General features: G+C 33.5%; 23 protein-coding genes. 22 read left to right on the top strand and 1 reads right to left on the bottom strand.

Translation table 11 applies throughout. The annotated features are described in order from the left end of the window. Positions 1-27 precede the first annotated feature (27 nt). From PSR14_RS30660 to PSR14_RS30620, 9 genes are all read left to right on the top strand, one after another. Entirely contained in the window at positions 28-426 is a 399-nt protein-coding gene (locus PSR14_RS30660; protein WP_000683504.1) for a hypothetical protein, read from the top strand. Positions 427-453: 27 nt separating this feature from the next. After that, positions 454-1,581: a peptidoglycan DD-metalloendopeptidase family protein gene (locus tag PSR14_RS30655; RefSeq protein WP_237968675.1), complete on the top strand. Its 1,128-nt coding sequence runs from the start codon at positions 454-456 to the stop codon at positions 1,579-1,581. 24 nt (positions 1,582-1,605) lie between these two features. Beyond that, entirely contained in the window at positions 1,606-2,190 is a 585-nt protein-coding gene (locus PSR14_RS30650; RefSeq protein WP_392355761.1) for a hypothetical protein, read from the top strand. Between the two features lie 18 nt (positions 2,191-2,208). After that, the gene (locus PSR14_RS30645) at positions 2,209-2,529 is read left to right on the top strand and encodes a hypothetical protein (RefSeq protein ID WP_392355760.1); all 321 of its coding nucleotides are present in this window, start codon (positions 2,209-2,211) and stop codon (positions 2,527-2,529) included. 25 nt (positions 2,530-2,554) lie between these two features. Beyond that, positions 2,555-2,851: a hypothetical protein gene (locus PSR14_RS30640; RefSeq protein ID WP_086391941.1), complete on the top strand. Its 297-nt coding sequence runs from the start codon at positions 2,555-2,557 to the stop codon at positions 2,849-2,851. Between the two features lie 127 nt (positions 2,852-2,978). Continuing rightward, the gene (locus tag PSR14_RS30635) at positions 2,979-3,299 is read left to right on the top strand and encodes a hypothetical protein (protein ID WP_392355759.1); all 321 of its coding nucleotides are present in this window, start codon (positions 2,979-2,981) and stop codon (positions 3,297-3,299) included. Between the two features lie 31 nt (positions 3,300-3,330). Next, a complete protein-coding gene (locus PSR14_RS30630; RefSeq protein ID WP_392355758.1) occupies positions 3,331-3,543 on the top strand; it encodes a hypothetical protein in 213 nt (70 codons plus the stop codon). A gap of 404 nt (positions 3,544-3,947) precedes the next feature. Next, complete coding sequence (locus PSR14_RS30625; RefSeq protein WP_392355757.1) at positions 3,948-4,280, top strand: hypothetical protein; 333 nt, start codon at positions 3,948-3,950, stop codon at positions 4,278-4,280. Positions 4,281-4,779: 499 nt separating this feature from the next. After that, positions 4,780-4,938 carry a hypothetical protein gene (locus PSR14_RS30620; RefSeq protein WP_192957641.1) on the top strand — a complete coding sequence of 53 codons (159 nt, stop codon included), beginning with the start codon at positions 4,780-4,782 and terminating at the stop codon, positions 4,936-4,938. Between the two features lie 149 nt (positions 4,939-5,087). On the opposite strand, the gene PSR14_RS30615 is transcribed toward PSR14_RS30620, so the two are convergent. Beyond that, positions 5,088-5,261 (bottom strand): hypothetical protein, encoded by a 174-nt coding sequence (locus PSR14_RS30615; RefSeq protein ID WP_392355756.1) that lies wholly within the window; start codon positions 5,259-5,261, stop codon positions 5,088-5,090. Positions 5,262-5,880: 619 nt separating this feature from the next. Here PSR14_RS30615 and PSR14_RS30610 point away from each other — a divergent pair. From PSR14_RS30610 to tnpI, 13 genes are all read left to right on the top strand, one after another. Next, positions 5,881-6,453 (top strand): tyrosine-type recombinase/integrase, encoded by a 573-nt coding sequence (locus PSR14_RS30610; RefSeq protein WP_001051788.1) that lies wholly within the window; start codon positions 5,881-5,883, stop codon positions 6,451-6,453. A 26-nt stretch (positions 6,454-6,479) separates the two neighbouring features. Next, positions 6,480-6,680, top strand: a complete 201-nt coding sequence (locus PSR14_RS30605) for a hypothetical protein (RefSeq protein WP_229171839.1) — start codon at positions 6,480-6,482, stop codon at positions 6,678-6,680. 25 nt (positions 6,681-6,705) lie between these two features. After that, positions 6,706-6,954, top strand: coding sequence for a YueH family protein (locus tag PSR14_RS30600; protein ID WP_000650386.1), 249 nt, complete (start codon positions 6,706-6,708; stop codon positions 6,952-6,954). A 302-nt stretch (positions 6,955-7,256) separates the two neighbouring features. Beyond that, positions 7,257-7,688, top strand: coding sequence for a hypothetical protein (locus tag PSR14_RS30595; RefSeq protein ID WP_000667933.1), 432 nt, complete (start codon positions 7,257-7,259; stop codon positions 7,686-7,688). Between the two features lie 39 nt (positions 7,689-7,727). After that, complete coding sequence (locus tag PSR14_RS30590; RefSeq protein WP_001255354.1) at positions 7,728-8,000, top strand: hypothetical protein; 273 nt, start codon at positions 7,728-7,730, stop codon at positions 7,998-8,000. 14 nt (positions 8,001-8,014) lie between these two features. Continuing rightward, positions 8,015-8,449, top strand: coding sequence for a NucA/NucB deoxyribonuclease domain-containing protein (locus tag PSR14_RS30585; RefSeq protein ID WP_095022300.1), 435 nt, complete (start codon positions 8,015-8,017; stop codon positions 8,447-8,449). Between the two features lie 13 nt (positions 8,450-8,462). Beyond that, on the top strand, positions 8,463-8,843 hold the full coding sequence (locus PSR14_RS30580; RefSeq protein ID WP_000152545.1) for a hypothetical protein: 381 nt from the start codon (positions 8,463-8,465) through the stop codon (positions 8,841-8,843). A 103-nt stretch (positions 8,844-8,946) separates the two neighbouring features. Beyond that, positions 8,947-9,654: a hypothetical protein gene (locus PSR14_RS30575; protein WP_000542725.1), complete on the top strand. Its 708-nt coding sequence runs from the start codon at positions 8,947-8,949 to the stop codon at positions 9,652-9,654. Positions 9,655-9,900: 246 nt separating this feature from the next. Continuing rightward, entirely contained in the window at positions 9,901-10,137 is a 237-nt protein-coding gene (locus PSR14_RS30570) for a hypothetical protein (protein ID WP_000643706.1), read from the top strand. A gap of 90 nt (positions 10,138-10,227) precedes the next feature. Further along, entirely contained in the window at positions 10,228-10,467 is a 240-nt protein-coding gene (locus PSR14_RS30565) for a DUF3961 domain-containing protein (protein WP_000809620.1), read from the top strand. Positions 10,468-10,640: 173 nt separating this feature from the next. Beyond that, positions 10,641-10,859 carry a hypothetical protein gene (locus tag PSR14_RS30560; RefSeq protein WP_000390512.1) on the top strand — a complete coding sequence of 73 codons (219 nt, stop codon included), beginning with the start codon at positions 10,641-10,643 and terminating at the stop codon, positions 10,857-10,859. Positions 10,860-10,874: 15 nt separating this feature from the next. Then, positions 10,875-11,021: a hypothetical protein gene (locus PSR14_RS30555; RefSeq protein WP_000690448.1), complete on the top strand. Its 147-nt coding sequence runs from the start codon at positions 10,875-10,877 to the stop codon at positions 11,019-11,021. A 314-nt stretch (positions 11,022-11,335) separates the two neighbouring features. Continuing rightward, a complete protein-coding gene (gene tnpI, locus PSR14_RS30550) occupies positions 11,336-12,190 on the top strand; it encodes a TnP I resolvase (protein ID WP_392355583.1) in 855 nt (284 codons plus the stop codon). Positions 12,191-12,193: the final 3 nt, after the last annotated feature.

The raw sequence follows: 12,193 nt of genomic DNA, 5'->3' as shown, positions 1-12,193 counted from the left end.
TTTTACGCAAAAAGGAGCGATGTATCTATGAAACACTGGGGATTAACTTGTATGAAAATGGTGAATATCAGTATTTTTCTTTGCATTGGGTGTTTAGGATGGATGAACATAATTATTCTTTTCATACAAAGAGAATGGGCGACAGATTTATTAGGATGGATTGGTTTAGGATTACTTATCTGGTATACACTCATTCTTCTAACTCTTCAAATTATCCATAGTGAGTTACGTTGTCGTATAGATGATAGAGCGAAACTAGCCTTTTTCATTTGGTTTGTAGGAATCGGTCATTTTGGATTACTACAATTTATACAAGACCAGCAATCTACTGTTTTAACGCTACTATTTCATGTTTTTGCGATTATACCCATTCTTTTAGCCCTTATATATGGGCTGATTGTTCGAAAGTATTTCAATCAATCTTGATACATGTTGCAAAGGGGGAGGGATGATATGAGACCAGAAATAAAAGAAGTCGTAGACAAAACGATACAAGAAGATATTGCGCAAGAACAAAAAAAGAAGAAGAAAAAGAAATCCTGGTTACTGACATTTCTTTTTGGGAGTTCTACTTTCACAATAGGATTGTTCGTCTGTATTGGATTTCTTTTATTTATTGTTTTGGGGCAAGGCATTGGCAAAAAAGAAGAGGAAGCGCCAGCAACCATCCCAAGTAATGGAATGACGGTTTGTCGGCCAGGTGGAAAAACAGTGGCACCAGAAGAACTACAACCCCACCTGGGCGGCGTTTTTACAGGGAAAGCACAAGCCTTTTTAAATGCAGGAACACAAAACCAAATTGATCCCGTTTTACTAGCGGCTATTGCAAGATTGGAAACGGGTAACGGTACTTCTAACGCAGTAAAAAACTACAATAACCCTGGGGGCCTCATGGACCCTAGCAGTTCACAAATGAAAGGGTTTATGAAGTTTGCCACTTTGGATGAAGGAATCAACGCAATGGCGCGAAACTTATATAAAAACTATATCGGTATGGGGATTACAACCATAGAAGCAATTGGAGCAAAATATGCACCGCCAGGAGCCGCAAATGATCCGCATGGCACAAATGGTTTATGGCCAGTATTAGTAAAAAAATTTGTGGCGCAAATGGGCGGCCTTACTTTCAATTGTGAAGCGGGAAAGCCAGGCGGCGTTGTAGATACTGGATCAGCAAGCTCACAAGGATTTATTCGTCCTATCGCTCAAACAACGATTACAAGCCCATTTGGACCGCGCTGGGGCACAATTCATAAAGGTATCGATTATTCTTGCCAGGACGGTGTCACCGCAATTGCCGCGTCGAAAGGTGGCGTTGTAGAGTTGGCGGAATTTGGCGCAGGCGGAAGCGGCTTCGGGGGCTATGGCAACGTAGTTGTCATCAATCATGGAAATGGATATTGGAGTCTATATGGTCATATGTCATCCATTACAGTACAGAAAGGGCAAAACATTGGAGTCGGTCAACAGGTAGGCGTTTGCGGAAGAACAGGGCAAGTAACAGGGCCACATTTGCATTTTGAAATTAAAACAGCCTTTAAATTTGGGCAAGTCGACCCAGCACCATATTTGCCGAAATAAGCGGAAAGAAAGGGAGGAATAGGGATGAAACAGGGAATCGTTGGTTTAGTAATACTTGTACTGGTGGGTATCAGTGTATGGTTATGGAATCAAAATCGCACTTTACAGCATAAAGTCGAGCAAACGGAAAAGAAATGGACGGAACAAGTAAAAGAGCTAAAAACAGAGAATCGAGCATTGGAAAAGCGCGTGACAGTTTTAGCAGAAAATACCCAAGATAAAGGGCAAGAAGTAGCAAAACAGTTTGTAGAGTTGTTAATACAGAATGATAACAAGCAAAAAGAAAAGCCAGGATTTGAGAAGATCAAAGAAATGATAACAGGAGAAGCACGAAACAAATTGTTAAACGCGCCAGATGATGCACATAACCATATAGAAGATGATGGCTCTATGCATATCCAAACGAAGGCAAAGATAACAGATATGTACTACATCAAAACCGCTGATAATAAAGCGGATGTAACGGTTAAATATGATTATCTTGTAACGGTTGATGGAACAGAACAACAAGAAAAACACACCATGAAATTAAATTTACTATTAGAAGGTGAGAAATGGTTTGTAGAAAATTATGAGTTCCAAATCAATACAGGAATTGAAGGACCATAGGGAAAGGAATGAGGGGAGTTGATAAATCAAAATGTATTGCATCACATCGGATATGAAATATTGCAAGAAACGTTTGTATTAATTCGAAATGTATTTTCCTATTCAAACGAAGACGAATACAGTGTGACATATGTACGAGAAATTGCGGATGCCTTGCATAATATCCCGCATTCGATTCAGAAACAGCATGATAAATTTTTAGAATTTGAGTTCAAATTGTTAGAAGAAACATTAATGCAAATGGATTTTGGGAAAGTTGCCACACAAAACATTCCTTATTTTAGAATGTATGCGGCACGTATACAGCAATTATTGCAGAAGCGCTATGAAGGGGTTTAATTAAGTGGAAATGGGGCGATAAAGGATGATCGTATTAGGAATTGGGCTGTCAGTTTTGCTGATAGCCTTTTTATTTATCCAGGTATATCCGTTCCATGAGCAAAAGTTAGAACAAAGAAAATATGATGAATATGGAATTTGGATCATTATTTGCACAGGGGTATGTCTGTATGTTTCGCATCATTTTTTACAAGAAAACATGTGGCAATGGGGATTAAAAATTGTTGGTGCAACATTTTTTACAGGATTTTCAATTGGATGTGTTGGAAAACAATGCATATATGATTTTCAACATAAAAAGTTTCCCTTTCAGAAAAAATGACGCTTCAAATTCGTCTGTAATTAATTTTAAATTAGTTATTAATACATTTGGTATTGAATAAGATTACGTCTTTTATTCGGTCTTCTAAGTGGTTCAAATGAGTTTTTAGAGAAAAAGGGGTGTGAGGATGATTTTTTTTAAGGTCATTGCATATATTTTGCTAAGTATAGGAGTTTGTACACTTGTTTTGGCAGGAATAGCCGCTATTGTAAAGAAACAAATGATAATCGCAAATATAAACCTATTATTGGCCATGTATTATTTTTGTTCGGGAAGCCTTCTGTATTTGTGCACGTTATGGGAAACACAAGATATTTTCCTACAAGCCTTTTTGATTTTAATTGTAGGAATTGCGATCGTCCGATTAAGAAAAAGCTGGTATGTACCGCAAATGCGTACCCATCTTCAAAAACTGCAAGAGCAAGCGACAAATAAGAATGATCTGTGAGGAACTTTAAGAAAAAGGGAGTGGAGAAATCTTGATACATCAATATGAATTGAATTTTTCAGTGATGTATAGTGGCAAAGTAACAGACTCACAATCTACGATTATTCCAGCAAGTTCTTTAGAGGAAGCAAATGAAAAATTACAGTCGGAAGTAAAGCGACGATTAGGAAAATGTAGTATAAAAGTTAACGCGGCAAGTTTATGTGTTTCAGAGGATAGTCGGTATAGAGTTGGATTAAAATAAAAGGGAGAGCCTTGTAATAAACAAGGCTCTCCCTTTTATTGTGAATATATGTTTTAGAATCTGTAGTAAAGAAAGTATATATATTTAATTGATTAAATCATAATAATATAGATGAGTTCGGAAACTTAGATTTTTTTGAAAGAAATCTATTAAAATAGTTGTTTTTATCCCGATTGTGTGATATAATTCGCTAGAATAAGTATACATATCTAAAAAACAACCAATTTGTGGCAAAAAAATAAAGCCTACATGATGGGCTTTTTTTGCGCTGTTATAAAATTCACGGGTGGCTCCCGTTTTATATAGATAATCCAAACATAGAAAGGATGTGCAAAATACTAATTCATTTAATTATAAGTAAAATTAGTTTACACAAAAATTGAAAAAAGAAAGGAAAATTAATCGTGTTAATAACAATAATTGCATTTCTTATAAAAACAGTAATTCCTGGATTGCTGTTTAATGTATATCTTTCATTATGTCCAATTTTCAATGCTGGGATTCGCATTACTCCTTTTTTAATCTGGAAAAATGCTAAATTCCAAATCTTAGCATTGCTATTAGCTATAATAATAGCAATACCGTTAAGCTTGTATGTCTATCTGGGTATGCCTGCTATATCAATGATTCAACTGTTTTTATTATTGTGTCAATTGTGCATTTTTCTTTTGGGTAAGTTGGCTGACTATTTCCAAAAGACTAGTAGTATTTCGAGTAATGAACAACAAAGTGCATAAGGTTGGCTGACCTTTTGTACTTTATAACTCCTTCCTTGGCTGAGGAAGGGGTTTTATTTTGCAATAAAATTAATGTTGAATCTTTAGCTGAAACTACAGTAAAAATAAAGTGTTGTAAAGTACAACTGTTTTTATGTTATCACAGGTGTGACAAATATACAATAGTTATGTGTCACACTTTTTGTCTCAATAAAATATCATAAAAATTTATTACCTATACGTGACGAAAAAAGTGTCCGAAAAAATGTCACAAAAATGCATTACCTATACGTGACGAAAAAAGTGTCCAAAAAAATGTCACACATATATTATAAGTATTCTATTCTAATTTTATCTCGTTATGAGGAAAATAAATAAGATAACATAATAAATTGAAGATGAATTATGCTTAAAAATTAAATTATTAAATATGCTATAATGTAAAAAGGTAATTGTGAAGTTAGGGTGGCGGGGCTATCCTCTTTTTTTCCATTTGGAAAAGAAGGGGGGTGAACTAGCTATGGAAGTTTTTCTTGAATTTCTAAAAGAAATTATTAAAGCTGTACTTCGTGAAGTAACAGCTCATGTATTTAAAAAGAAATTTTTAGATAAACGAAAAACCACCCTTTCTTATCGCCGTCGCAAGCAAAAGAAAAAGAGTGGTTCTCGTAAACGTTAATTGATAGCCACCACCTTGACGGTAGCAGTTATCTAAAGGAGAGCGCATGTTGGTAGCATGTTGCTCTCTTTTTTATTGTATAAGTTATAGACTGAAAATATTCTTTTATTTGTACTTATATTATAACATTTACAAAAGGATTTGCAATTTCACAGATGCTTTTTAATCAGCTGAATTTGAAAAATGTCATTGTCCGTAATACCAAGCACCCTCATTTCCTCTTTAAAAGAGCGCCAGGCTTCAACCCTAATGGATTTTGTGCTTTTATCTCGTAATGTGTATTCTCTTATATAATATGATTTTTGTTTTTCATGTTCTTTCATTGTAAATCCTCCATCATAATAATAAGGAAAGAAAAGAAAAGCACTTAAACAAGTGCTTTATCTCCGTTGACCTACAGTTACTCTTCACCTAAAAGTATACTTGATAAATTTAAGATTTACTAAAAACATGAACCTATAAGTGTAATAATCGTTAACAATGTGTCCCTATCAATATCAATTTCAAATTTGATCTTCATTTGCGTTTCCCTCCTTTGCTTTAAAAATAGCTTAGTTTTTCATGTTGCCTCTTAGCGAAAAACAAACTGTGTAGTGTTCTTGCCTCTAATATAAGAGAAGCTAGACTAAATTTTAGTTTTTCGTAAAAAATTTGAAATGGATTTTTCCATTCAGTATGTATTACTGCTAACAGGTACACTTTTACTAACAGGCCCTTTGTAATTTCTGTTCATTAAAGCATAAAAAGAAAATGAGTTTTACAAAAGATACAAAATGTTAAACTCATAAGAACCAGTGATATCATGCGTTTTTCTATGGTATTACTGGTTTTTTTCGCTATAAAATGAAAAGAAAAAGATTGTCAGTTTAACAAAATAAAGTTATAGTTAAAGTAAGTTTTACATATTATAGGTAACAGCATTGAATTAGGAGGTCGTGTTTTATGGCGAAAGGAGGACGAAAACCTGGAGCAAAAGAGCCGATTCGTTCATTAGAAAAAATTGAACAAATGAAAGATTGGTTATTACAAAATTCCTCATATCGAAATTACTTTTTATTTTACTTTGGAATTAATACAGGTTTACGTATCAGTGACATTTTACGATTACGTGTAAAGGATGTTCGTGGAAAAGATGTCATGAAAATTAAAATGGAAAAAACAGATACAACGGTAGAAGTGTATTTCAATTCAGTCTTACAACAAGAAATTGCGAAATACACAAGCAATCGTGCTGATTCTGATTGGCTTTTTCCAAGTCGGCAAGGGGATAAACCCATTACAAGACAAATGGCTCATACTTTCTTGCATAAGGCGGCTGAGGCTTGCGGTGTTGATTCAGAACAATGGGGAACACATAGTATGAGAAAAACGTTTGGATATCACTATTACCAGAGGAAGAAAGACGTCTATTATTTAATGAAATTATTTGGTCATGCGACACAAGGGCAAACGTTACAATATATCGGTGTAGAAGCTGATGAGATTCGAAAGACAATGGAAGACTTTACGTTGTAAGAACGAAAAGGAGGATATTGTTTGTGATGGATGTAGTTATTAATTTTTTGCTAAATGCTTTGCCAAAGAAAAAATTCACTTGTGAGATGTGTCAATTTGTTTTTCCGTTACCACGAGGGGACGTAAGAGATTGTAAAAAGAAAAATGATGGTCCTTATTGTCCGAAATGTGGGAATACGCATGGAGGACGGAAAGAGAAAAGTTATAAGACGGTATTTGTAAACTAAGTAATAAAGAATGGAGGGAGTACGGATGAAGTGTGTCGAGTTTGAAGCATTAAAAAAATGTGGATCACCAACGGTATATTTTTGCGAACATGAGATGAAAAATTGTTGCTTGATTGCAATTCCATCATGGAATTGGAGCTTTTTGATGGATTATACGATTGATTTTAAAGATGAAAAGCCTATGTTAATGAAAGCATTAGAGAAGCGTGTTTCTTATCATCTTGTGGAAAATGTTGCAGATGTATTTTATGATTTTGCTCTTAGTGAAATTTAGGTAAAGCGTTATTTTTAAAATTGAAGGATTTTAAAAGGAAGTGAACAGATTTATGGGTGAAATCATATTATTGAGTTTTCTCGTGTACATCTTGCTGACTTTTGCTACCTATACGACAATAAAAGATTTTTATTTAGAAAATGAAAAATCGGGATTACTTGTTGTTCTTTCTGTATTTTTATTACCTTTATCGGTGGTAATCACTTATTTTGTGACAGAGCTATTTAATTCTATTTAAGACAAAATTGGATTTGAAGAGGCAATATATCTTATGAGACTAAGAGCATGAAAGAGGTGTAGAAATGAAATTTTTTAATAAAATATTTAAGCCTGTATCCAAACCGACATTTCCTATTGAAGATACTAAAAAATTATCAGAGAGCGAAATTAATTTTCTGATTGAAAAATTTGAAGGTATGGAAGACGCTTTAACATGGATGCTGAAAGAGAATGTAAGAATGCCTAGAGTAAGTAATGAACAATTAGAATTTCATAAATTGTTAACATCAAAACTTAACGATAAATTACTAAATAAAAGTGATTTTTCAAAAATAGAGTTAGAAATACTTAATTCCATGTTCAAAGAACAAAAGGAATTTATACCAGTGTGTGAGTTTGAATTGATATCTGAAATTGAGGGTAAAGAAAATAGGAATGAGATTGAACATGACTTGAAACAACGGGGTTTTGAGTATGTTGAAAATATAGGGTTTATTCGCATGTTGAATTCGTAATTTTTGAACAACAAAAATTGAAAAGGAATGATGATATTCATGCGTAGGGTTGTGAATGGTTTATTGCTGTTAATTATATTTAGTGCATTTATTTTCATGATTGCATATGCAATTGCAGACATTGCAACTATGAATGTTTTAGCAGTTTCAAATCCAAAACTTGCTTTAGAATTGATGTTTGGAAAATTCAAAAATATTATCATTGTAGCATTATTATTTGGAATGTTTTGGATTTCACTTAAAGTAGGTCTACGTTATCTAGAGAGAAAAATAGAACAAGAGGAACGCGGGAACTTGATAAACAAGGAATAAAAAGGGGGAGTACAATGAAATTCAAAGGGATTATAAGTAGTTTTTTAACGGTAGGGTTGTTATTTACAGGATGTTCAGCGATTCAAAATTCAAATCCTGCAAAACAAACAAGTGGATCACAAGATATTGCACAAGTTATAGAATTTCCGTCAAATAAGTATCCAGAAACCGCGGCACATATTAAAGATGCGATTGCAAATGGTAAGACAGATATTTGTACAATTGATCGGGATGGAGCCGCTGAAAGGAGAAAACAGTCATTAGCAAATGTTCCAACGAAAAAAGGATATGATCGGGATGAATACCCTATGGCCATGTGTCAAGAAGGCGGAAAAGGTGCTGATATTAGGCATATAAAACCAGCTGATAATCGTGGCGCTGGTTCGTACATTGGGAATAAAGTGGAGAAATTACCAGACGGTGCAAAAGTGAAAATCGTTGTGAAATAAAGGGGATAGAGTTATGACAATTATAAAACTGTCTTGTATTTTCATTATAGTTATGTTCCTGGTATGGCGCTTTATAAGACTTTTATATTGTTTTTTAGAAAAGAAGGCTCAACAAATCGAGGAAAGACAGGAAAGTAAAAAGGCTCAACTTAGGGAATTACGAAAAGACGCGTTTGAAAATGGATATCATGAAGTTTATTACAATGATTCAACACCATTTAAAAGCAAACAACGTAAGAAATCCGCAAAATCTTCTACTTATACAGCTGATAATTCAGACTATATATCACCTGTTGTAACTACATCTACATCTACATTCCATTCACATCATGATAATTCATCAAGTAATTGTAGCGATACTTCTAGTGATGCTGGAAGTTCCAGCTGTGATTAACTAATAAAGAGCCATGTATATACATAGCTCTTTATTTTTTTTGAAAATAAAGAAAAATAAATGGTAAAATAAAGGTAAATATAATAAAAAAGGGGGAAGTAACATGGGATATTATGTTATTGATCCAGAAACAAATGAAGAAATTCACGTGTCTAAATGGAAAGTAAAATATCCAGATCAAGACGCATCATGTGAAGTATGCAATACGCCTGTTTATGTAAGAGCTGACGCTACACCAAATAGACAAGATCATTTCGCGCATTATAAGCATTCTAATTGTCCTACTATAAAAGATGGACGTAAAAAGTATGAACATCTTCACCCTACAGAAAAAGATGAAGAAAATGCAAAGAGGATCAAAAGAGAAGTAGTTGCTAATTTATGGCCAATTTATCAAAAATGCAAAGAGATTATGAAAGGCAATCAAAAAGGAAATCAAGCATTTTTATATAAAAAAGAGTTTAAAGAAATGATAGAAAAAGCAGATGAAAGAAATATATGGGCTTATAAGGGATTAACACTAAAATATGTCCCCTATGTACTATTAGTGAATTATGGGGTCTTTTCTAAAAAAGACTTTAGAAAGCGAAAAGTTCATTTTGTATTTGATTCTTTAATGAGTAACTACGATGATTTATGGATAAATTCAAAAGTGAAACAGAATATATGGCGTGTTTATCCAGATGAACAAAATTCAGTTGAAAGAGAACAAATAGACTGGGATACTTCTGAATTAGAACCAGATTATTTTATAAATTTCATTACAGGAATTTCAAACGAAATATTAGAAGGGAAAAAGGTCCTATCTTGATAGGGCTTTTTTATTTGTCGAAAAAATTCGAAAGAAAAAAATGAAAAACAGTTGATTATAGGACTTATAAGTCCTATAATCAAAGTATAGAAAAACTTAAAGAAGGAGGATACAAAATAAAATAAGCCATTATCAATGTGATAAATGGCTTCGGAATGATATTAGGATTTATCATGGGGAACCTAGGAATTCCCTTCAATCCTTCTACAAATATTATAGCAAAAGTATTGTGGAGGGAAAATATTTATGAAAGCAATTGATAACTACATGACACCTAGTGAAGCCGCATTCTATTGGAAGATACCAGATTCAACTTTAAGGAACAAGTTACAAGAGGGAATTTCTAAAAAAGCGGATCAAGAAAGAGAAGTTATGATTCAACAGGGATTAATCAAATGCTTTATTAAGCCGAATGGAAAGAGAAAAGAATGGATTATTACTTCTGAAGCAATGATAAATTGGTTTGGAGAACGAAAAAACTAATATTTAAAAAGAAAGATGTTCCCTAGCCTGCCAGCTCAAAAAACATCTTTCTCTAATACAGAATCATAATTTAAGAAAGGAAGAATGGCTATGAAACAAATCCTTATTAAAATTACGTCTGGTGAGCCTATTTTAACACAACCTCACCTTAAATTTAAATTCCTCAAAAAATTTTACTTATACATTTCAGAAAATTACAAAAACTTAAATCGTTATTTTGGTATTGAAGAAAATGTTTCCGATCAGATTTGGTTTTATGGTTTCTTTGCAACCTCCATTTTTATGATGCTTTTCACCTATTTATTTTCGGGTATCCTATACGGATTTTAGAGGGAGGCCATATGGAAGAACGCCTATTTTTAAAATCATCCTTCTAGAAAGGAGAGAAAGCATTGATCCAATCATTAAAAAGTACCATGCAATTTATTGGCTTAGTTTTAATTAGTGCGTTGATTGCTGTCAGCTTAGTGAATTAGTCCTTTAAGAGAGAAAGGAGCAATCACATGGAAGATTACAAATGTAGAGCGTGTGGAAAAATTGCCGCGGAAGGATTTGCGTTAGGAAGACTATGTTATTACTGCATTGAAGAAGTTGTAATTTACATGAAAAAACAGATAGAAGACAAAGAGAATTCTTGTAAGCATGGAGATAATCAAACAATCGAAATCCAGGGAACAGATGAATCTATAACAGTTTGTCATGAGTGTGGAGAAGAAGTATAAAAGGGAGGCAAGAAAATGAAAATCGGTGTATCTGTATGGAGAGTTCTTTGCAAAGAAACAAAGTTGAAATTACTTCAAAATGCTATGCAAGAAAGTAAAAGCCGCTTTCCAAAAAAAATAGCCCTTTCCATTGCTATAAAGCAACAGAAAGGGGAAGTGTGATGAGTGATCGTATTGGTGAAGGGCACAAGAAATAAGATGCCTTCAAAAATATTTTAGCATGTTCATTTAGGGGTACCGCCAGCATTTCGGAAAAAAACCACGCTAAGAAAACCCTGGTTGCAAAATCAGAAAATATATCCTTAGTCCTAGACACAGGCAGTGTCTTTTTTTTGCACAAAAATAATACAACACAATATTAATTGTGTTGTATTGGGTGTTATAATAACTATGAATCTACGAGTTTTACGCAACACAATTTACTATTAAATAAACATTTGTGTATGCAACACAATTTATAGAAGGGAGGAAAATACATGGATGTTGCAAAACAGTTTTCTTCTTATCTTAAACAGGAGAAGAAAAGTGAGAACACTGTTAAGGGATACACATTAGGTATTAGACAATACATAACATGGTTTGAAGGTTCATATGACAGAAAATTAATGAAATTGTACCGACAAAATATCTTAGAGTACATTAGTTATTTAAAGAATGTCAAAATGTTGAACGCCAAGACCATCAATCACAAGATTAGTAGCCTTGCTAAATTTAATGAATTTCTAATACAGAAAGGCAGTCAACAAGATCAGGTAATTTTAAAAACAGACATGATAAAAATTCAAACTGCGTATGCTTCCCCAACCCAAATTGTTGAATTGGATGTAAAAAAATTTTTGCAAAGTGTGCTAGAGGATAATAACAAACGTAATTATGCAATTGTCACTCTCCTGACATACACAGGGGTACGTATTTCAGAGGCATTATCTATCAAAATGAATGACTTCAATTTACAGACTGGGGAATGTATTATTCGAAGTGGAAAAGGAGATAAACAACGAATTGTATTACTAAATAGTAAGGTACTTCGTGCTATCAAAGATTATCTCATCGATCGAAAAACATACAGTACAGCACATGAATCTCCTTATCTTTTTATTAGTAAAAAGCGCGAAAAGCTCGACCGTACGGTCGTCAATCGTATCTTTAAATCATATAGCGATGTTATTACCCCGCACCAGTTACGACACTTCTTCTGTACGAATGCAATTGAAAAAGGATTTAGCATTCACGAGGTTGCAAATCAAGCTGGGCATTCTAACATCCATACAACATTACTTTACACAAATCCAAACCAACTGCAGTTAAAAAATAAAATGGAACTCTTATAAAGG

Origin of the sequence: Bacillus sp. A01H (assembly GCF_045277205.1) — a bacterium.
GTDB lineage: Bacteria > Bacillota > Bacilli > Bacillales > Bacillaceae_G > Bacillus_A > Bacillus_A paranthracis.
This window is presented reverse-complemented; position numbering and strand designations above follow the sequence as displayed.

What these genes read in the sequence shown, in the direction of transcription:
- PSR14_RS30655 (WP_237968675.1), top strand. Translation starts at nt 454, where the DNA reads ATGAGACCAGAAATAAAAGAAGTCGTAGACAAAACGATACAAGAAGAT.
- PSR14_RS30620 (WP_192957641.1), top strand. Translation starts at nt 4,780, where the DNA reads ATGGAAGTTTTTCTTGAATTTCTAAAAGAAATTATTAAAGCTGTACTT.
- PSR14_RS30570 (WP_000643706.1), top strand. Translation starts at nt 9,901, where the DNA reads ATGAAAGCAATTGATAACTACATGACACCTAGTGAAGCCGCATTCTAT.
- PSR14_RS30610 (WP_001051788.1), top strand. Translation starts at nt 5,881, where the DNA reads ATGGCGAAAGGAGGACGAAAACCTGGAGCAAAAGAGCCGATTCGTTCA.
- tnpI (WP_392355583.1), top strand. Translation starts at nt 11,336, where the DNA reads ATGGATGTTGCAAAACAGTTTTCTTCTTATCTTAAACAGGAGAAGAAA.
- PSR14_RS30600 (WP_000650386.1), top strand. Translation starts at nt 6,706, where the DNA reads ATGAAGTGTGTCGAGTTTGAAGCATTAAAAAAATGTGGATCACCAACG.
- PSR14_RS30565 (WP_000809620.1), top strand. Translation starts at nt 10,228, where the DNA reads ATGAAACAAATCCTTATTAAAATTACGTCTGGTGAGCCTATTTTAACA.
- PSR14_RS30605 (WP_229171839.1), top strand. Translation starts at nt 6,480, where the DNA reads ATGGATGTAGTTATTAATTTTTTGCTAAATGCTTTGCCAAAGAAAAAA.
- PSR14_RS30660 (WP_000683504.1), top strand. Translation starts at nt 28, where the DNA reads ATGAAACACTGGGGATTAACTTGTATGAAAATGGTGAATATCAGTATT.
- PSR14_RS30580 (WP_000152545.1), top strand. Translation starts at nt 8,463, where the DNA reads ATGACAATTATAAAACTGTCTTGTATTTTCATTATAGTTATGTTCCTG.
- PSR14_RS30575 (WP_000542725.1), top strand. Translation starts at nt 8,947, where the DNA reads ATGGGATATTATGTTATTGATCCAGAAACAAATGAAGAAATTCACGTG.
- PSR14_RS30595 (WP_000667933.1), top strand. Translation starts at nt 7,257, where the DNA reads ATGAAATTTTTTAATAAAATATTTAAGCCTGTATCCAAACCGACATTT.
- PSR14_RS30615 (WP_392355756.1), bottom strand. Translation starts at nt 5,261, where the DNA reads ATGAAAGAACATGAAAAACAAAAATCATATTATATAAGAGAATACACA.
- PSR14_RS30640 (WP_086391941.1), top strand. Translation starts at nt 2,555, where the DNA reads ATGATCGTATTAGGAATTGGGCTGTCAGTTTTGCTGATAGCCTTTTTA.
- PSR14_RS30650 (WP_392355761.1), top strand. Translation starts at nt 1,606, where the DNA reads ATGAAACAGGGAATCGTTGGTTTAGTAATACTTGTACTGGTGGGTATC.
- PSR14_RS30585 (WP_095022300.1), top strand. Translation starts at nt 8,015, where the DNA reads ATGAAATTCAAAGGGATTATAAGTAGTTTTTTAACGGTAGGGTTGTTA.
- PSR14_RS30590 (WP_001255354.1), top strand. Translation starts at nt 7,728, where the DNA reads ATGCGTAGGGTTGTGAATGGTTTATTGCTGTTAATTATATTTAGTGCA.
- PSR14_RS30635 (WP_392355759.1), top strand. Translation starts at nt 2,979, where the DNA reads ATGATTTTTTTTAAGGTCATTGCATATATTTTGCTAAGTATAGGAGTT.
- PSR14_RS30560 (WP_000390512.1), top strand. Translation starts at nt 10,641, where the DNA reads ATGGAAGATTACAAATGTAGAGCGTGTGGAAAAATTGCCGCGGAAGGA.
- PSR14_RS30555 (WP_000690448.1), top strand. Translation starts at nt 10,875, where the DNA reads ATGAAAATCGGTGTATCTGTATGGAGAGTTCTTTGCAAAGAAACAAAG.